The sequence below is a fragment of the Dactylosporangium siamense genome (assembly GCF_016862795.1).
In the GTDB taxonomy this organism is placed as follows: domain Bacteria; phylum Actinomycetota; class Actinomycetes; order Mycobacteriales; family Micromonosporaceae; genus Dactylosporangium; species Dactylosporangium siamense.
In genome coordinates this window covers 143,464-162,625 of record NZ_BONQ01000029.1, presented here as the reverse complement: position 1 = coordinate 162,625, position 19,162 = coordinate 143,464, and the positions used below count along the sequence as shown (strand labels likewise).

Annotated in this window: 16 protein-coding genes; 4 read left to right on the top strand and 12 right to left on the bottom strand. The window is 70.8% G+C overall.

The genetic code is table 11. The features are described 5' to 3' along the window. Positions 1–2: 2 nt before the first annotated feature. From Dsi01nite_RS10330 to Dsi01nite_RS10315, 4 genes are all read right to left on the bottom strand, one after another. Positions 3–929, bottom strand: a complete 927-nt coding sequence (locus Dsi01nite_RS10330; RefSeq protein WP_203845852.1) for a VOC family protein — start codon at positions 927–929, stop codon at positions 3–5. A gap of 6 nt (positions 930–935) precedes the next feature. Beyond that, positions 936–1,796, bottom strand: coding sequence for a fumarylacetoacetate hydrolase family protein (locus Dsi01nite_RS10325; protein WP_203845851.1), 861 nt, complete (start codon positions 1,794–1,796; stop codon positions 936–938). A gap of 21 nt (positions 1,797–1,817) precedes the next feature. Then, a complete protein-coding gene (locus Dsi01nite_RS10320) occupies positions 1,818–3,023 on the bottom strand; it encodes an acyl-CoA dehydrogenase family protein (protein ID WP_203845850.1) in 1,206 nt (401 codons plus the stop codon). Between the two features lie 68 nt (positions 3,024–3,091). Then, on the bottom strand, positions 3,092–3,610 hold the full coding sequence (locus tag Dsi01nite_RS10315) for a flavin reductase family protein (RefSeq protein ID WP_203845849.1): 519 nt from the start codon (positions 3,608–3,610) through the stop codon (positions 3,092–3,094). Between the two features lie 127 nt (positions 3,611–3,737). On the opposite strand from Dsi01nite_RS10315, the gene Dsi01nite_RS10310 reads away from it, so the two are divergent. Beyond that, positions 3,738–4,478 (top strand): FadR/GntR family transcriptional regulator, encoded by a 741-nt coding sequence (locus tag Dsi01nite_RS10310; RefSeq protein WP_203845848.1) that lies wholly within the window; start codon positions 3,738–3,740, stop codon positions 4,476–4,478. A 44-nt stretch (positions 4,479–4,522) separates the two neighbouring features. Next, positions 4,523–5,158, top strand: coding sequence for a HEAT repeat domain-containing protein (locus tag Dsi01nite_RS10305; RefSeq protein ID WP_203845847.1), 636 nt, complete (start codon positions 4,523–4,525; stop codon positions 5,156–5,158). Between the two features lie 2 nt (positions 5,159–5,160). On the opposite strand, the gene Dsi01nite_RS10300 is transcribed toward Dsi01nite_RS10305, so the two are convergent. Continuing rightward, positions 5,161–6,513, bottom strand: a complete 1,353-nt coding sequence (locus Dsi01nite_RS10300) for a lamin tail domain-containing protein (RefSeq protein WP_203845846.1) — start codon at positions 6,511–6,513, stop codon at positions 5,161–5,163. A gap of 130 nt (positions 6,514–6,643) precedes the next feature. After that, the gene (locus Dsi01nite_RS10295; RefSeq protein WP_203845845.1) at positions 6,644–7,300 is read right to left on the bottom strand and encodes a hypothetical protein; all 657 of its coding nucleotides are present in this window, start codon (positions 7,298–7,300) and stop codon (positions 6,644–6,646) included. A 94-nt stretch (positions 7,301–7,394) separates the two neighbouring features. On the opposite strand from Dsi01nite_RS10295, the gene Dsi01nite_RS10290 reads away from it, so the two are divergent. After that, positions 7,395–8,129, top strand: coding sequence for an AAA family ATPase (locus tag Dsi01nite_RS10290; RefSeq protein ID WP_203845844.1), 735 nt, complete (start codon positions 7,395–7,397; stop codon positions 8,127–8,129). A 12-nt stretch (positions 8,130–8,141) separates the two neighbouring features. On the opposite strand, the gene Dsi01nite_RS10285 is transcribed toward Dsi01nite_RS10290, so the two are convergent. Then, on the bottom strand, positions 8,142–8,702 hold the full coding sequence (locus tag Dsi01nite_RS10285; RefSeq protein WP_203845843.1) for an HD domain-containing protein: 561 nt from the start codon (positions 8,700–8,702) through the stop codon (positions 8,142–8,144). A 14-nt stretch (positions 8,703–8,716) separates the two neighbouring features. Beyond that, positions 8,717–8,899 (bottom strand): hypothetical protein, encoded by a 183-nt coding sequence (locus Dsi01nite_RS10280; protein WP_203845842.1) that lies wholly within the window; start codon positions 8,897–8,899, stop codon positions 8,717–8,719. 292 nt (positions 8,900–9,191) lie between these two features. Here Dsi01nite_RS10280 and Dsi01nite_RS10275 point away from each other — a divergent pair, with 292 nt between their 5' ends. After that, entirely contained in the window at positions 9,192–9,485 is a 294-nt protein-coding gene (locus Dsi01nite_RS10275) for a hypothetical protein (RefSeq protein WP_203845841.1), read from the top strand. A 17-nt stretch (positions 9,486–9,502) separates the two neighbouring features. Here the strand turns inward: Dsi01nite_RS10275 and Dsi01nite_RS10270 are convergent, their stop codons facing one another. The 4 genes from Dsi01nite_RS10270 to Dsi01nite_RS10255 all read right to left on the bottom strand — a co-directional run bounded on the left by Dsi01nite_RS10270 (position 9,503) and on the right by Dsi01nite_RS10255 (position 19,162). Then, positions 9,503–10,714 carry an FAD-binding oxidoreductase gene (locus tag Dsi01nite_RS10270; protein WP_203845840.1) on the bottom strand — a complete coding sequence of 404 codons (1,212 nt, stop codon included), beginning with the start codon at positions 10,712–10,714 and terminating at the stop codon, positions 9,503–9,505. A 58-nt stretch (positions 10,715–10,772) separates the two neighbouring features. Further along, entirely contained in the window at positions 10,773–11,300 is a 528-nt protein-coding gene (locus tag Dsi01nite_RS10265) for a DUF1801 domain-containing protein (protein ID WP_203845839.1), read from the bottom strand. A 1,144-nt stretch (positions 11,301–12,444) separates the two neighbouring features. Continuing rightward, positions 12,445–13,029, bottom strand: a complete 585-nt coding sequence (locus tag Dsi01nite_RS10260; RefSeq protein WP_203845838.1) for a suppressor of fused domain protein — start codon at positions 13,027–13,029, stop codon at positions 12,445–12,447. A 1,174-nt stretch (positions 13,030–14,203) separates the two neighbouring features. After that, entirely contained in the window at positions 14,204–19,162 is a 4,959-nt protein-coding gene (locus Dsi01nite_RS10255; protein WP_203845837.1) for a carbohydrate-binding protein, read from the bottom strand.

Below are 19,162 nucleotides of genomic sequence, written 5' to 3'. Positions count from 1 at the left end.
TTTCATGCGCCGGGCTGGTGGGCGCCGGTCATCAGACCGGCGAGGTCCTCGGGGGCCAGGAAGCTCGGCGGTGGCGGCGGCCCCCAGCGGTACAGGCCGCGCGCGCCCTCCCAGACCTGCGGCGTCCACAGCGCGTCGTCGACGATGCAGTCCAGGTCGGAGTAGTACTCGGAGAAGTTGCCGGCGGGATCCTTCAGGTACCAGAAGAAGTTCGAGCCGACGTGGTGCCGTCCCAGGCCCCACACGTGCCGGGCGGGGTCCTTCTCCAGCATCGCGGTGGCGCCCCGGCCGACCTCGTCGACGTCGTCGACCTGCCAGGACGTGTGGTGCAGGAACGCGACCGGGGCCTGCTGCACCAGGACGTTGTGGTGGTCGGTGGAGCAGCGCATGAACGCGGCCAGGCCGGGCACCGTGTCGCTGACCTTGAACCCGATGCCCTGCTGGAAGAACGTCTGTGAGAACGCCTGGTCGGTCGAGCCGAGCACGACGTGGCCGAGCTTGCGCGGCCGGACCGGGTGCTCGCGCAGGATGCCGGGGGCGCGTTCGCCGGTGCGGGCGTCGACGCCGGGCGTGTTGTAGGCCGGTGCCGGGGTCGGCGCCTGGTCGTAGCGGGCGGCGATCTCGACGTGGACGGTGACCTGCGTGCCGGGGTCGATCGCGCGGACGCCGGTCGGGGTGCGTTCGAACGCGACATCCAGCGCGGTCATCGACGCGGCGACGCGGTCGAGGTCGTCGGGGTTGTCGGCGCCGACGCCGAGCTGGAGCAGCCGCCGGTGGTCGCTGCGCACGATGCGCAGCTGCTCGCCGCCGTCGACCGTGGCGAACGTGTTGCCGCCGGCCTGGGCCAGACCGAAGTCGGCGTAGTAGGCAGCGGTCTCCTCGACGTTGGGCACGCCCATCACGATCTGGGTGAGTCGGTGCAGAGACACGGTCGTCTATCCTTTCGCGGTCGGGGCGGCGACGAAACGCTGGCGGAGCTCGCCGATGCCGGTGATGGAGCTGACGAGCTCGTCACCGGGGGCGAGGAACCGGGGTGGCGTCCGGCCCATGCCCACCCCGGCCGGGGTGCCGGTGAACAGCAGGTCGCCGGGCAGCAGCGGCACCTTGGCCGACAGCTTCGACACCAGCGCCGGCACCGAGAAGATCAGTTCCCGGGTCCGTCCCTTTTGTACCTGTTCGCCGTTGATCGCGCAGCCGAGTTCGAGATCGTCCCGGTCGGCCAGCTCGTCCGGGGTGACCAGCCACGGACCCGTCGGTCCGAAGCCGGGCAGCGACTTGCCGAGGCTGAACTGCGGCGACGGGCCGGCCGTCTGCTGCACCCGCTCGGACAGGTCCTGGCCGACGGTCAGCCCGGCCACGTGCCCCCACGCCGCCGCCTCCGTGACGTCGCGGGCCCGCTCGCCGATGACGACGACCAGCTCGACCTCCCAGTCGGTGTGCCCGCCCTCGGGCAGCTCCACCTCGGTGACCGGGCCGGTCAGGCACGACTGCCACTTCGTGAACATGACCGTGGGCGCGTCCGGCACCGCGAACCCGGACTCGGCGGCGTGCTTGGAGTAGTTCAGGCCGATGGCGAAGACCTGCCGGGGCGCGGGCACCGGCGCGCCGAGGTCCTCCACGGTGAACGGTTCGGCGTTTTCCAGGTCGGTACCGGTGGCCCAGTCCTTGAACTCCGCCCAGCGGTCGTACACGGCCTGGGGGTCCGGCCCGAACCGGCCGCCGCTGGCCCGTTCGACGTCGACAGTGCCGTCTTCGGTGACGATGACCAGCCGGCTCTTGAGGTTGGCGATGCGCATGAAGGCTCTCCTTTTGGGTGGTCAGACCAGCGGGGTGATGGTGTCGTCGACCCCGAGCAGGGCCTTGCCGTACACCTCGTAGCTGACCTGCGGGGACACGACGGCGTGCCGGGCGGCGGTGGCCGAGTCGCGCCAGATCCGCTGCAACGGGTTGACGTCGGCGAACGAGCCGGCGCCGTGCGCGGACAGCAGGATGTCGATGGCTCTGGTGATGCATTCCGCGACGTAGCCGGTGTCCGAGCGGACCCGGGCGCGGGCCGCGAAGTCCGGGTAGATGCCCCGCGCGGCGGCCTCGTCGACGTCGGCGGCGGCGCGGTACGCGTGCAGGTGCGCGCTGTCGATCAGCCGGGCGGCCTCGGCGATCTGCAGCTGGAAACCGACCGACTCGGTCTGCGCGGTGAAGAAGGTGTACGAGATCGGCTTCTTCGCTGCCTTGCCGATCACGTAGTCCAGCGCCGCCCGGCCCAGGCCGAGCTGCGGGCCGACCAGGACCAGCGCGAGGACCGGTACCAGCGCGGACCGGTAGAAGCTCTCGGTGTCCAGGTGCTCACTGCCGTAGGTGCCGGTGATGGCCGGCGGGACCAGCATGACCCGGTGCTCGGGGACGAACACGTCCTCGGCGACCAGGCAGTTGCTGCCGGAGGACTTCATCCCGGCGACGAACCAGGTGTCCTCCAGGCCCAGGTCGGCCCGGGGGATGAGGGCCAGGCCCTGGTTGACGACGGCGCCGGTCTCGTCGGTGACCGGGATGCCGAGGCCGGCCCAGGTGGCGTGCCAGGAGCCGGAGTTGTAGTACCACTTGCCGGTCACCCGCCAGCCGCCGTCGACCTTCTGCGTGGTGGCGGTGGGTGCCAGGACCCCGGAGACCTTCGCGTCCGGGTCGGCGCCGAAGATCTCGTCCTGGGCCTGCTGCGGGAACAGCGCGGCGAGCCAGTTGCAGACGTTGGTCAGGGTGAGGACCCAGGCGGTGCCGCCGTCGGCCTCGGCGACCGCGGCGGAGACGTCGAGCATCGTGCGCAGCGAGGTCTCGTAGCCGCCGTACCGCTTCGGCGTGGCGATCTTGAACAGGCCGGCGTCGGTGAGCGCCTGGATGCTCTCCTCGACGACCCGGCGGTCCTGCTCACCGGCGGCGGCGTTGCGCTTGAGCAGCGGGTGCAGCTCCCGCACCCGGGCCACGAGCTCGGCGGCGCTCGGCGCCGTGGTGGCGGTGCTTTGGGCAGTGGTCATCGGTGACTCCTTGCTGGGGTGTCCGTTGTGTGGGGTGTCGGCGGGTTCGTGGGGTGTCAGCTGGGGTGTCAGCGGGCGAAAGCGGCGATCGTGTCGGCGATCGGGGTTCGGGGGCGCTCGGCGAAGCGGGAGTGGGTGCCGAACGTGCGGTGCCCGTAGACCAGCGGCGACAGGTGGCTGGACTCCGCGTGCGTGACCAGGCCCAGCAGGAGCAGGTGGTCGCCGCCCTCGACGACCTGCCACAGGTCGCAGACCGCCCAGCCGGCCGCGCAGTCCAGCCGCGGCAGCCCGTGTGACGGGCTCCACCCGACGGCGCCGAAGCGGTCCTGGTCGCGGCGGGCGAACAGCAGCGCCAGGTCGTCGTCGGCCGAGCCGAGCACGTTGACCCCGAAGCGGCGGCTGCCGAGGATCCGGGCGAGCAGGGCGGACCTGCGGTCCAGCGCCACGGTGACCAGCGGCGGCCGCAGCGACAGCGACGCGAACGAGCTGACCGTGGCCCCGTGCGGCCCGTCGCCGTCGGCGGTGGTGACCACGGTGACCGGCGCGCACACGCCGGCCATGAGGTCCCGGAAGTCCTGATCCCGCATGACCGCTCCAATCACCATGCTGGTTTAGCTCAGCTTGGGTGTGGACGCTGGCACGCGTCAAGAGTTCTCCGCTAAATCAGCATGCTAGTTTTTCTCCGAGCGTGTTTGTGTATCCCCGGAGGTATGGATGGTCGCCGACCCGCCCGCGCTGCGCCGCGCCGACTGGGAGCTGCCCGCCACCGCCACGGCCGCGCTGCGGCGCCCCGAACAGGCCGCCGAGCAGCTCGCCGCGCTCGCCGCCGCCGCCGAGCCGGGCGCCCGCCTCGGCACCAAGGAGGAGCTGCGGGTGCACTGCGGCGTGTCGGTCGGCACCTTCAACGAGGCGCTGCGCCTCGTGCAGGCCCGCGGCGTGGTCGACGTGCGCCCCGGCCGCACCGGGGGACTGTTCGCGACCCGCCAGTCGCCGCTCGTGCGCCTCGGCAACTCCGTGCTCGCCCTCGACAAGGACGCCGCCTCCGTCGCCGACGCCGTCCGCCTCCGCGACGCCCTCGACCCGCTCCTCGTCGAGGACGCCCTGCGCCACGCCGCCCCCTCCGACGTGACCGCCATGCGCGCCGAGCTGGACCGCATGCGCACCGCCGCCGCCGACCTCGACGGCATCGCCTTCATCCACGCCAACTGGGCCCTGCACGCCCGCATCGCCGACGTCAGCCCCAACGCCATGCTGCGCTCGTTCTACCTGAGCCTGCTCGAGATCATCGAGTCACACACCCTGGCGGTGCAGCCCCTGGGGGACGAGCCGCTCCCGGAGTACATCCAGAGCCGCTACGACCTGCACGCCGCCCTCGTCGACGCCATCGACGCCCGGGACGAACCACGCGCCATCGCCCTCATCCATGAGCACAACATGACCGCGCACACCTCGTAATCCCGGGTGCGTGGCGCCCTTTGCGTGCGGCACGATGGCGTGCTGTGACACCACAGTCTCCGGCAGCGCTCTCGACACCCGAATTGTTCGAACGCGCCCTGGCCGAGATCCGGGCCGACGACCCCGAGTGGCACTGGGACCACCTGGTCGCGTTGCACCAGCGCCCGACGCCCGAGGTCTTCGAGACCGCCCGGGCGCTCACCCACGACAGCGACCCGGAGCGGCGTGAGCTCGGCGTCCGGGTGCTGCGCGAGGTCGGCCGGGACGACCCGGCCGCCGCCGCCCTCCGCCGGGACAACGCACCCGTCCTGCGGGACCTCCTCGAACACGAGCAGGACCTCACCGTGCTGGCCTGGGTCGTGTCCGCGATCGGGTACAACCAGGTCACCGAGGCCCTACCCGACCTGATCCGCCTCGCCGGCCACCCCGACGACGCCGTCCGGTTCCACGTCGCGGCGAACCTGCCCGTGCTCGCCGACCCCGACGCGCCCGAGGACGCCGCCGTCGCCGCGCTGGAGCTGCTGACCGGCGACGAGGACGAAGACGTGCGTGGGTACGCCATCTACGGCCTCGTCACCGAGCTCAACGTCGACCGGGACCGCATCGCCGGCACCCTGGCGAGGCTGCTCGCCCACCCCGACCCGGACGTGCGCCGGCTCGCGGCGGGCGAGCCCTCCTGAGTTCAGCAGGACAGCGTGCCCGAGCGCAGGGCGTGGCTGCCGTCGTTGCTGTCGTCGGCCCACAGGACCTGCTTCGTGCCGCCGGAGCACACCGGGCTGAACGCGAGACCCTCGTTGTTGTAGTTGGACATGCCCGACGGCCGGTTGTACGTGGCGGTCGCGGTGAAGCGGCCCTGCGCGCCGACGGTCAGCGTGGTGGAGCGGCCGGAGCAGGTGTCGTCGCAGGTGGCCCAGAGGCGGCCGGTCGACGGCTCGTACTCGAGGTCCATGACGGCGGCCAGCCCGGACGGGAACGCGGCGACGCGGGTGTAGCCGGTGCCGCTCAGGTTCAGCGCGTACGCATAGACGGTCCCGGTGGCCTCCGCGCCGACGAAGTACAGGCCGGTGCCGTGGTTGGCATACGACGCCGGCGAGTAGCTGCCGCCCGTGTGCTCGTCGCGGAAGCCGGCCGCGACGAGCGCCGTGTCCGGCACCCACGTGATGGCCTCGAGCCCGCTGTTCGCGGCGGCGCTGGGCAGGTCGGCCGTGAGGTTCCACTCGGCGGCCGCGCTCACGGTGCTGCCGGACGGGTTGTACCGCAGGATCTTCTGCAGGCTCGTGCCGCTCTTCGAGTTGTCCCGTTCGGTCGCGACCATGATGCCGTCCGGGGTGACGACGACCCCTTCGGCGTCCGGATCGCCGCTGCCGTTGGCGTAGCGCAGCGTGTACGTGTTCGCCTTCTGCCACGTCGATCCGCTCGGCGTCAGCCGGTACAGGGTGCCGGCGCCGTTGCGGACGGCCCAGACGACGGACGCGGACTCGTAGGACAGGCCGCTGAGGTTCTCGCCGAAGGCGTTGCTGGCGTCGGCGTTGGCGACCGCCGACCCGCCGGGCCAGGTGGCCGGGGGCGGCGGCGGGCACGCGTTCGGAGCGTTCTTCGTGGCGGCCGTCGTGGCCACGAACCCGCCGGTGCCGTTCGGGCAGCGCCCGTACGTGCTGCTCGCATGGCTGGACCAGGAGTACGAGTCGGCCAGGGCGCCGCCGGGCTCGTACAGGCGGACGCTGTCGGAGCTGCCCAGGCCGTACGCGCTCTCGACGTCGACGGCGAGGTACCCGCCGGGCGCGAGACTCACGCCACTGCCGATGACGAACGCGTGGTCGTCGTCGTTGTCCTTGATGACCCAGCCGGCAAGACTGACCGTGGCGGTGCCGGTGTTGGTCAGCTCGACCCAGTCGCCGGGGCTGCCGCCGCTGGACTCGACCTCGTTGATCCGCACCCCGGTGCCCGCCGCGTGCGCGGCCGGGGCAGCCAGGGTCAACAGCGGGACGGCCAGCGCGGCGGCGAGGCCAGCCGTGAGGGACGGGCGAATACGCACGAAGGTCACTCCAGACATCGATGTACGTCGAGTGCCGTAGCCTGCCGGACGGTGACGTCGGCCGGTTGAACACACCACGAACGCCGATCACCGATCGCGGGACGCGCCGGTGGTCCGGATCCGCCGGCCGTCACGGGCAGATGAACTGCCCCTCGTCGCCGCATTGTTCGAACCGGTCGGCGATCGCCAGGCCAGCGGGGTCGAAGGTCGTGCGGTGCACGGCGCCGTCGCTGGTGTGCAGCTCGATCGCACCGGGGGCCGGGATCTCGACCCGGACGACCTCGACCTGGACCTGGTGGGAGCTGTGCCAGATGAACGCCAGGGGACGCGGCGCCTCCCGGCTGAGCCATCCGGCGCGTGATCGCAGCACGAACTCGTCAAGGTAGCCGTCGGAGTCGGAATGATACGTGTAGCCGACGATGACGACTTCCCAGCGCCCGTCGGACGAGCGGGTGGCGGTGGTGCTCGACCTGACCTGCCGCTCCGCTGCGACCAGCGGATCCGCCAGACCTCCGACGCACCCCACCGGCAGGACCAGCGCCACCAGCACCCACGCCGTCACCGTCCGGAACGAGCCGGGCGGCGCGGCCACCAGCACCGCCAACGCCAGCAGCACGGGCACGGCGAGCGCCACCGCGAACGTCGGCCCGTACTCGGCCACCGGCCGCAGCGCCAGGTAGTTGCGCGGGTTGCGGTGCGCGTACACCTCGACGGCTATTGCCAACACGGCCACCGCGACGAAGGGAGACGCCAGCCAGAGCGATCGGGTGCGCACCGCGGAAGTCACGCGCACATGATCCGCCCAACCGCTCATTCCGTCAGCCCCGCAGGACGACCCGGACCCGTCCCTTCCACTGCGTGTGGCGGTAATGTTCTTCGGCGTGGACGCGCGCAACAGGCAGGTCAGCCGCCCGGTGCGGCGCGTCGAGCTGGACCCCGGCGCCGACTGGGACGCGGACGCCTGGTGGGCGCGCATTCCGGCGGTCCGCACCGTACTGGAGGCGGGGCTCGACCTGCCGGCCGGCGTCACGTTCCTCGTCGGGGAGAACGGATCCGGCAAGTCCACGCTGATCGAGGGCCTCGCCGAGGCGTACGGCCTCAACCCGGAAGGCGGCTCGCGCAGCGCGATGCACCGCACCCGGCCCACCGAATCCCCGCTGGGCGCGGCGCTGCGCCTGGTGCGAACCCCCGGCAGCCGCGGCGACGCGTACTACCTGCGGGCGGAGACGACCCACGGCCTGTACACGTACCTGGAGGAACTGCCGGAGTCACGCGACACGGACCTGCACGACCGCAGCCACGGCGAGGGCTTCCTGGCACTGCTGGAACGCAAGTTCACCCGGCCCGGCTTCTACCTGCTCGACGAGCCCGAGGCGGCCCTGTCGTTCACCTCCACGCTCAGCCTCATGGCCCGCCTGGCCACCCTGGCCGACGCCGGCGCGCAGATCGTGGTGGCCACCCACTCCCCGGTGCTGACCGCATTACCGGCCGCCTCGGTGCTCGAACTCGGCGACCACGGCATCCGCCGGACGGCATGGTCCGACCTCGCCGTCGTGGACCACTTCCGCGCGTTCCTCGACCGCCCCGACCGGTACCTGCGTCAACTGCTCCAGTGAACCGACGGCGTTCTACCGGTCGCGCCAGGACAGCGGCGAGAGGTTCGTCGCCGCCTCCGCCACCCGTCGCGCGGTCTCGGTCCTGAGATCGCTGCGCGCCGACTCGATCCAGCCGCCGACGCGGTGCACGCCGATGTCGCGGTACTCGATGGCCTGCAACAGCATTTCGAGCTTGTCCGCGTCCTTCGCGCACAACGCTTCCAGGGTCTGCCGTGACTCGTACTCGTCCACCGCGCCGCGGATCAGGTCGCGGCTGGAGCCGGGGAGCTGTTCCGTCTGATCGGCGGTGATCGCACGCGGGTCCGGCTTGCCCAGGTAGGCGGAGGCGGTGTGCGGCAGGTCGCCGGTCCGGGTCTCCTGACTGTCGTGCCACAACGCGAGAAACGCTGCCCGAGCCGGGTCCGCGCCTTCCTCGGCCGCGATGATCGCAGCCAGTTGCGCCGCCCGCATCGTGTGCTCAGCCACCGACTCGGGGTCCCGCACGCCGGCATGCCACCAACCGGAACGTCGAATGCGCTTCAGCAGCCCGAGCTCGTACCCGAAGGCGGCGAGCGCTTCGGCACCAGAAGGCATGTCCCGTGTCCTCTCTACCGGCCGGCGATGCGCACGGCGTACTGCAGGCCGGCGAGCTGATCGCGCTCGGCACGGCCCAATGCTCCGCCGGCGCCGAGCTTATCGAGCACCGCGCCCAGCCCGATGCGCGTGCCCGGGCAACTGCTCAGCAACGACGGACGAGAGGCGACCAGGGCGTGCGTCGTGCTGATGTTCAAATTGGACGGTGCTGACGTCGACGCCGAGCGCCTCGCCGAGCTTCTCCTGCGTCAACGCTGTCGACTGCCGTGCGAGCTTCAACACGAAGCCCGACACCGGGCCGATCGCCCGCGAACCCTGACTGCCGGTCGGCGTTGGTTGTCCGCGTGCCATGACGTTCTCCCCGGATCATCCGCTCGCTCTGCGGCATACCCGCACTGATGGTCAGTTCCGCGCACTGTCACCCGATCGTAGCCTCGTGTGATCGACGAGCAACGCGGTCGTGGGGGATGCCTCGATGAAGGAGCAGCGATGAACGCCCATCCGGTCTGGTGCGTCCGTACCGCGTGCACGGCCTACACACCCAACGGCGATGAACTGCACCGTTCCGAGCCCGTCGTGGTGAAGACCAGCGATCCGGCAGTAGGGCTGTACATCAGCAAGGTCGCGGACCCGGACGGCTCCGACGAGCACATCGAGCTGGTACTGCTGGAGCTCGTCGAGGGACAGCCCTGGCACCTGACCGAGCCGTTGCACAACTGCGACATCCTCATCTCGATCGACCGCGCCGACGCCGTGCGGCAAGCGCTGACCGCGCTGGTGTGATCCCCGACGTACCTGCGTCAACTGCTCGGCTGAGCGGTGAACACGCCTGACGGGTCGTAGCGGGCCCGGAGTTCCCGCACCCGGCCGGTGTTGCCGAGGTAGTACGCCTCGTCTGGCAGGCCCGGTTCGGGGAAGTTCGGATACGCGCCGCCGGTGCCGAACGGACGGGTGAGCGCGAACGACGCGTCCAGCCAGCCACCGGGCCGCTGCGCCGCCGGTACCGTGGCCGTCTGTTTCAGCAGGAAGCGCGCGTCGCGGTGCGGGAAGGCGGTCGCGTCGGCGGCGACCCGGTTGTAGGCCCCGCCCCACGGTGAGAAGTCCAGCTCGCGTTCCTCGCCCGCGACGCGGTCCGCGGTGACAAGGTCCAGCAGGTCGGCCGCCGGGACCGTGCCGCGGAAGTACTGCGAGCGCGGGTACGCGTAACGGTCGTCGGGCGCGTCGTCGCCGGCCAGCCACTGTTTCGTCTCGCGGTGGGTGCCGTGGCGCCGGTCGTCGGTCAGGGGCGCCGCGTCGAGCCGCCGGATCAGGTCGTCGACCGCGGCCGGATGGGGCGCCGCGCCGAACACCTTCACCGCGAGCGGCGCCGCGGGATCCGGCGGGGCGGTGACGACCAGGCTCGCCGCGACCGCGTCGTCGAGGGCCGGCAGGGCCAGCTGCCACGCATCGAGGACGTGGGTCGCGGCCGCGGCCGGAAACGTGAGCCGGAACGCGGTCGAGTCGGGCGCCGGCACGGTCCGGAACGTCAGCGACGTCACCACGCCCGGTGCGCCGCCGCCCCGCAGCAGCCACAGCAGCTCGTCGTCGGCCTCGATCGTCCGGCCGTCGGCCAGGACGAGGGTGGCGGCCAGGAGACTGTCACAGGTCAGCCCGTGCCGGCGGCCGAGGATGCCGAGCCCGCCGCCGAGGGTCAGCCCGGCGATGCCGACGGTCGGGCCGCAGCCGGCCGGGATGGTCCGGCCGTGCGCGGCGAGCGCGTCGTACACCCCGGCGAGGCGGGTGCCCGCACCGATGACCGCCCGGTCGCCGTCGACCTCGACCCCGGCCATTGGGCTGACGTCGATCACCACCCCGGTGCCACTGGACCGCCCGGCGAAACAGTGCCCACCGCTGCGCACCGCCACCGCGAGCCCACCCTCGCGAGCCTTCTCAAGCGCGGCCGCGACATCATCCGGAGCACCGCACGGCGCAACGAGAACGGGCCGGATCCCGGCAAAACGAGGAAGCACCATCGCCCAACAATAGGCAGGCAACCGCGAGGTGCAGCCATCGTCAGCGATACACGTCGCCTTACGAGCGTGGCTCCGAGCGCTCCTTTGTTGAGCGCCCCATGCCGCCCATGCCCGCCGTAGCGGTGATCTGTTTCATCCACGCAGCGATCTGGGGCTCGTCGAGGTCTTTCTCGGACGCCAACTCCACGCCGCGGGTTGCCTTGCCCATGCCGATTGGAGTCACCGGCGGTACCGGGTCCAGCAGGGTCGAACCGTTGATGAACATGAGCTTCACGTGGTCGACGAAGGCGCCGCAGCTGAAAGACCACCCCTTACCGACGCCGTAGTACGCCTGCCCCCATTTCACCGCCCGCTTGAGGTCCGGCAACGTACTGGCCGCGAGAGTATCGATTCTTTCCGCGATACCCCGTTGGGGCTGCGGAAGGCTTTCGATGTACGCGAAGACCGGCACGTCGCCGACGGCCGCCTTCGCTGAGCTCGCCGCACCGGTCATGCCCGCCAGCAACGGTTCGGGGCCGGTCGGCGTCGCTCTCGTATTCGCCTGTTGTGCCTCGGGCTGGCCTGCCGCTGGCTCGCTCTTCCTCACAGAAGCTCCTTCTGTCTGCGCCCGGACGACGTCTGCTGCACCAAAGGGTGTATGACCGGGTTGCCACTCGGCAACACCCTGCGCGACCAGCGGCAGACGTGCGCGGTCCGCCAACGTCATCTGGAGCGAACTCCACCACTACCCGGTGGATCCTTGCTGCCAGGACGACACGGATCCACCGGACAGTGGAGAACCCAGGTCCCGTCCGCCGAGATCACATGTGCGCTCATCGGCAGAAGAGTGAATTGATCATGGCATCGTGTGGCTACCTATTACTCAACGTAGTTGCCGGTATCGGAGACCGCGCCGATGCGAAGCTCTGGCGGCGAGTCGGTGTGGGCTGGTAGGACGGGTCTCGTTCCCGCGCTTGCACGCTGTCGTTGTTCCGGGCAGGTCGGGGGCGAAGCGCCGCACGCCGGTCGTTGTTGTACGAGGGCTGCGGACGGCGCCTTTGTCGGCGGAGGATCGCCGGCAGGTGGTGACCGTCTTGGCTGTCATGATCCACGAATGGTGGTCGAGCGGCCGGGACCGCAGCGCCGGGACTGTGAGCGGATCGGATTCATTGGACGGCGCTGCGGCGGGCGGCTGTCGGTGAGCGGTCAGGGTAGGCGTCGGCGGACGGCTGTCAGGGTCACGATCGGGCCCTGAACAGCGTGGGTGTGGTTCGGGTTCTGCCACATCGGGTCCACCACGGGTTGTGACCTGGGGAAACGTGAAATCGGCTGGGCAGTGCCCGAACCGCCCTGGCGAATATCTGCCGTGACCTGGGCGAACGTGTGCGTCTGCGGTTGAGTGGCCGTGCTGGTGCGGTGACGGCGGAGTGTTCTCGACGGCATGTTGATCGGCTGGACCGGCCACGTCGGTTGGTTGGGTCCGGTTCGCGCAAGCGATTCCGGCGCGGTGCTCGGTGTGCTGTCCGGCGCGGTACTGACGGCGGCGGCCGGCTGCGTCGAGAAGCTGCTGAGGCTCTGTCTGAGCCGGCAACGCGCCTTGTCCTCGGTGCGAGCGTGCGTGAGCCGATGCGGTAGGCGGTGACAGTCAGTAGCGAGCGCATCGCGGCATGGGCGGAACGTGATCACGAGGTGCTGGCGGCAAAGGGCGCAGTGCGCGACTGGGCGATCAGCGGCACGTCGGCGCTCGTCGTCTACACCACCGACAAGCGTAGCGGATCGGTCGGATCGATCCCGACGTCGTCGAATCGCTGCTCTAAAGCCTCAGTACCCCGCTGTTGGCGGAACGCCAGTTCGGCCGAGGTGATCGGCAACAACCACAACAGCCTGGCATGCCCCGCTGGGAGTTCACATCTCTCCAGGTTCGGTCCGTGCAGATAGGGCAGGCTCACGAGCAGGTGATCGCAGGTGGCGCCAGGCAGCCACGGCTCGCCGATCGGCATCGTGTGCCAGTGATCGAGGCGGTGGGCCGCGTGGTAGAAGGCAACCATCGCGATCAGATCGACGAGGGCCGGCTCCCGCCGTTGCGATGTCATCACGAACTCAATCCCGTGGCCGTCAACGTTGACGGCCGACCAGCAGCCAGCGGTCACGTACGCCCATGCGCCACTGCGAGGGCCCGGACCGACGACCATGACACGCAGGTCGGGCACCGCTCCACGGCGGCCAGACCCGAGGTCGTACGCGATGCTCTCCACGTCATGGCCGACGAAGAATGCCTGCACGTGCGCCGCGGTTGCCTGCACCGCCGCCTGCTGCGCCTTGCTGTCCGGATCCACCACATGCCCTCGATCTCAGAACCGCTGCCCGTGCGAATGCCGTTCACAGCGACGGAAGCGGCATACCCATCCAAGCATTGCCTCACCCTCGCGCCGACACGCGGCGACGGCACTGCACCGAGATTATTTGATCATGCAATCGTGCTGGCAACCCTTGGCTCGCGGACCTTCCCTCCGATCACGCGACTGTTCAGGCACGGCGCTGCGGCGGACGGCTGTCGGTGAGCGGGTCAGGGTAGGCGTCGACGGACTGCTGTCAGGGTCACGATCGGGCCCTGAACGGCGTGAGTGCGGTTCGGGTTCTGCCACATCGGGTCCACCCGCGGCATGTGACCTGGGAAAACGTGAATCCGTTTGGGCGGTGCCCGAACCGTCTTCGCGATATGTCCCGTGGCCTGGGAAAACGTGCGCTTTCGCGGTGGAGCGGCCGTGCCCGTGCGGTGACGGCGGAGTGTTCCGACGGCACGTTGATTTGGCCGGACCAGCCACGTTGGCGGGTCGGGTCTGGTTCGCGCACGCGGTGCTCCGGGATCCTGCCCGGCGCTGTATCGACGTCGGTGGCCGGCTACGTCGGTGAGCTGCCAAGGCTCTGACTGAGCTGGCAACGCGTTTTGTCCTTGGTGCGAGCGTGCGCTGGCTGATGCGGTAAGCGGTGACAGCCGGTAGCGATCAGATCGCGGCAAATGAGTGCACTGTCGGGCGGTCGACCGGATAGCCTGCGTGGCCGTGGACAATCAGCCAGCTCCGGTATCGCTGCTGCGTGAAACCTGGCCGATCTTCACGGCCGAGCTCGCTATGGCCCTTGACTCACACAGCGACGACCGGCTGGCCGTACAGGTCGATCAGCTGCGGGTCGTCGCCCGTCTGCGCGTGCGGAGACGGCTTCTGCCGGAGCTTCTACATCGGTCCAAAGCCAGCTGGCGCCTACGGCCCGGGCCACCGCAATCTCTGCCTCGAACCGCCGTGGCCGGGTTACCTCATCCTCAGCGTGCTGAACGACGACATCGTGCACATTGAGGTCCTCTACCGAACGCCACTGAACTGACCCGGCGTCACCGGCCGTGCGGTTGCTGACGGATGAGCGAGCACACACGATGCGCTAAAAGGGTCCGGGTCCTGCTGCTGGTGCGCCCGGCATCAGGGACGGCACCAGCAGCAGGACTGCCTGGCTGATTTAGCTGACCAGCTTCCAGGGGCCGTTCTTGTCGCCCGGCTTCTGGTTGCGGGTGTACCACTTCGCCTCGTACACGTGGTTCTGGTACGTCACCCGGTCACCGGCGTTGTAGACCCGCGTCGGTGCCCACGCCGCCGGGCCGCCACCCGGCGGCGGCGGGGCGATCTCCTCCCATGGGCCGTTCGGGTCGCCCGGTGCCTGGTTGCGGGTCCACCACATGGCACGCCACTGCTTGCCCTGGTACGTGGCGTACTCGCCGTTGTTGAAGATCCGCGACGCCGTCCACAGCGCGGCGCCGTCCTCGGCCATGGCGATCTCCTGCCACGGGCCGTTCGGGTCGCCGGGCTTCTGGTTCTGCGTCGCCCAGGCCGCCTGGTACACCTTGCCCTGGTTGGTGACCCGGGCGTTGAACTTGTACTGCGTGGTCGCGACCCAGGCCGGCGGCAGGTTCACCGTCACCGCGACGCCGGCCTCGGCCGGCTCGTAGCCGTCGGTGCCGAGGTAGGCCGCGGTCAGGTTGTGGACGCCGCCGGACAGGCCGGCCGGCAGGGTGAAGCTCGCCTTGCCCGCGGCGAGTTCCGCGGTACCGCGCTGCGTCGTGCCCTCGCGCAGCTCGACCTTGCCGGTGACCGGCAGGCCGCCGGCGGCCACGGTGACGTCCACCTTCGCCGCGGTGCCCCAGTCGACCGGCGCGGCCGTCGCCGTCACCTGCGGCTTGGCCGTGACCGTGCGGAAGACCGCCGGCTGGGCCACCGCCGCGCCGCCGTCGGCGCTCGTCGCCGAGACGATCCAGCCGTACGACGTGGCCGGCGCGAGCCCGGACCAGGTGACCGTCGCGGTCCCGTTCGCCGTGACCTCCTGCTGCGCGATCGTGCCGCCCGGCACGTACAGCGCGAGGGAGTCGGTGGCGAACGACGTCTTGCGGCTGGTGAGGTCGACCGGCAGGGTCAGGTTGTCCTCGGCCCCGTTGTACCGCGGCTTCGTCTGGCTGCCGTCGGCCCGGATGTCGTACTCGGTCGCCCCGAAGTTGTTCAGGAACGGCGAGTACGTGTCGATGTGCACCTCGGCCCGGTCGACGTCGAACTGCAGCAGGCGCAGGAAGCTCGCGCCGAACTGGAGGCGGTCGGTGGCCTTGTGGTCCACCGTGCCGTCGCCGTTGACGTCGATGTTGCCGCTCGCGTCGACCCGGCCGGGCCACAGGTCACCGGCGGACACCGTGTAGAACTGGTAGTCCGCCAGCAGTTCCACGACGTCGTGGGTGACCGTGACGCCGACCTTCGACTTCACGTTGGTGCCGACGCCGTGCTCGTGGCCGGCCAGCACCAGGAAGACGTTCGGGTTGGCCTCGACGACCTGCTTGTAGAGCGGCGAGCCGTCCGGCGCCGAGAAGTCCGCGCCGCGGCCGTCCGGGTTGACCGACGGCTTCAGGTAGTCGTGCGACAGCAGGATGCCGTTGCGGTCCTTGTACCGCTTGAACACCGAGTCGGCCCACCTGGCCTCCTGCGGCGTCACGCCGTAGGACAGGCCGACCGCGACGAAGTCCAGGCCGCCGGCGGAGAACAGCACGTAGTTGTTCTGGTTGTCCTTGCCGGGGATGACGCTGCCGTCGGCCGCGACCTGCTCGTCCCAGGCGTGGTACTCGGTGCCCGCCGGCCAGCTCTTGGCGACACCGTAGTACCGGTCGGCGCTGAACGTCTTGCTGAACCGCGAGTCCGGACCGGTCTCGGCGCCCAGCTGGTCGTCGTGGTTGCCGGCGATGACCTGGTTGACCACGCCGTTGTCGTCGAGCACCTTCTGGTACTCCGACGCCGCCGCGAGCTCCCGCTCGACCTGCTCGTTGAGGCCGGGCCGCAGCAGTGTGCCGTCCGGGTTCTTGGCGAGCGGGTCGTAGTAGTCGTTCTCGATGATGTCGCCGGTGTGCGCGGTGTACGCGATCTTGCGTCCCTCGCGGTTGTCGGCGATCCACTGGGTGGTGTTGCGGTACGCCGCGGCCCAGATCGCCTGCTCCTCGGCGGCCATCACGTCGGAGGGCTCGGCGCGGCCGTCCCAGTCGTCGTAGGTGCCGCCGGCCGCGCCCTCACTGAGGTACTGCGTGTCGGTGAAGTGCGCGAGCGCGAAGTCGTAGGTGCCCGGGTCCTCGAAGCGGTCCTTGTCCTGCTGCGCCGTCGCGTCGCGGGGCGACAGGTCGTCGGCGAAGGGGTCCTCGCCGGTGACCAGGACGTGGAGGGTCCCGCCGTCGCGGTGCTCGGCGCCGACCGGCGCGGCCAGCACGGTGGTGTGGCCGGCCTGCCCGCGGGAGCTGGTGAGCACCGTCCAGCGCTTGGCCGCCGGGTCCCACACGCGCAGCGCCACGACCCGCTCGGGGTCGATGTTGCCCTCCCACCGCAGGATGGGGTCCTGCGCGGTGCCGACGCTCAGGTCGTAGCGCTGGAACACCACGTCACGCCCGGACGGCGTGTCGATCGTCCGGCCGTCGAGCGGCTGGAGCGACGCCAGCTGCACCGCGGCGTCGTGGGACACGTCGAGCGTGGTCGGCACCGACGTCGCCGTGCCCTGGTAGCCGCCGGTCGGCAGGACCTGGTCGGCCTTGGTGAAGGTCGCCGTGAGCGGCACGCCGGCCGGTCCGGGGATCTTCGCCGACAGCGTGGCGCCGGGCGCGTTGGGGTCCCCGACGGTCGCGGTCAGCTCGGATGGCACGTCCGGGATGCTCGCGCTGGTGAAGTGGATCTCCCGGGTGGCCGTGTTGCCGAGCACGTCGGCCACGGTAACCGCGATCGTGTGCGCACCGGCGGCCAGGCCTCGGCCGATCAGGGCGCCCTGCGCGACGGCCTTGCCGTCGAGCGTGATCACCGGCGTGCCGGCAATCCCGGAGGCGTCCTTGACCTGCACCACGAGCGCGACGGTCGACGTGAGCCGCTGGCCCTCGGCCGGCACGCTGTCGGCCACCTCCGGCGCGGTGTTGTCGACGGTGAACCGCCGGGTCGAGGTCTTGTCGCCGACAACGGCCGTGATGCTGTGCCCGCCGTCGCCGAGCTTGGTGGTGTCGACGTCGGCGCGCCGGCCGAGCGCGGGCAGCGCACCGCCGTTCTCGGCGGTGACGTCGAACAGGACGCTCTTGGTGAGCACGCCGTTGCTGCTGCTGCCGCAGGTGCCGTCGCCGATGTACACGGTCACCGGCTGGCCGGCCGGGTAGCTCGCCGAGCCGATCGTGACGGTGTTCCCGGCGATCTCGCGGCTCAGCAGCGTCGCCTTCGCGCCCGCCGGGGCGAGCTGGAAGTCGCGCAGCGTGAAGTCGTCGTAGTTGTCGCAGCCGCCGGCCTTGGCGCTGCCGTGGTCGCTACCGGCGACGAACTCGACGACGTTGACGCCGGGGACGAGCCACTCGTTCGGGAACGCGAGGTCGGCGACCTCCTTCTCCCAGATGCCGAGGTTCCGCGGGATGCCGTTGATCCGTACGACGTTGTCGAAGCCGCTGTCGGCGCCGTTGCCGCCGACGAACACCCGCAGGTGGGCGTCGGTGCCCGCGCCGAGCGTGTCGACCGTGCGGGTGGTGGGGGCGTCGGCCACGTCGAAGTGGAACTCGGCCTCCTTGTTGGCGCCGCAGGTGCCGTCGCCCAGGGCGAGGGAGGCGGCGGTCGTCGCCTCCCTCGTCACCGCGCCGCTCGTGGCGGTGGTGACCAGGTACGTCGGGCCGGCGGTGACCGTCCCGGATGTGCCCAGCGTGAGGCTCACCGACGCCCGGGTGACCCGGAAGTCGTCGTGGTTGGCGCAGGTGGCGCCGCTGAGGGTGCCGTTGTAGTCGCCGGTCTTGAGCAGGATGGTGTTGTCGCCGGACTTGAGGTACCGGTGCGGCACCTTGAGCGTCGCGGTCTCGGCGCCGGCGACGCCGTAGTCGCCGCCGAGGTCGACCCGGTTGCCGTTGATGAGCAAGTAGTTGTGGTACTTCGCCTCGGCCGAGTTGCCGGCCTCGACGGTCAGCGCGAGCGTCGCGGTGCCGGCCGCGAGGAACTCCGCGTTCTCGGCCGGGGCGCCGTCGATCGCCAGCGACTGCACGCTGCCGACGCCGGGCGCGCCGGCGAGCGCGGCGATGACCGGCTGGCTGCCGCGCACGAGCGAGCCGTCGGCCGGGGAGATCTTCGGGGCACCGGCGGGCGCGTTGTTCACGGCGACGAGCGCCTGCGCGGTGGCGCCGGACCTCGTGGTCGCGACGACCGCGTGGGCGCCGTTGTCCAGCGTGCTGGTGTCGAGGTCGACGCCCAGGCCGGCGGTCGAGCCGGGCTCGCCGGAGACGACGAACGTCAGGTCCTTCACCAGCAGGTTCTTGGAGCTGCCGCAGGTGCCGTCACCGAAGCTGTAGCTGAACGCGTTCGCCTCGCCGTCGGCCACGACGCCGAGCAGGCTGAGGGCGAGGCTGCTCAGCGGGAAGTCGTCGTAGTTCGGGCAGCGCAGGCCCTCGCCGAACGGCAGTGTCTCCACGCCCACCGCGTTGGCGTTGGTGGTGTCGACCCAGTTCGCGCCGGCGTGCACGGTGACCGTGTTGACGCCCGCGTGCAGCCAGGCGCCGGGGAACTGCAGGACGCCGCTGCGGCCGCCGGGGATGTCCGGGAAGTAGACCCGGTCCGCCTCGGCCGTGTGGTCGTTGACGGTGATGTAGTTGTGGTAGCGGGCCTCGGTGCCGTTGCCGCCCATGTCGAACGCGAAGCGCGCCGTGCCCTTCGTCGGCGCGGCCCCAACGGCCTTGCCGTCGACGGTCAGCGCGACGACGGAGTCGTTCTCCACGGTCGGCTCGGCCTCGACCCGGACCCGCCCTTCGAGGGTCTGCCCGTCGCTCAGGTTGAGCACGGGCGCGCCGCCGGTCAGCGGCGGTGCGTTCTCGGCGACGGCGTCCGTGGGCACGGACCCGCCGGCGAGGACGACGGCGAGCGCGATCGAGAGCGCCCGCCGTAGTCGGTGCCTCAT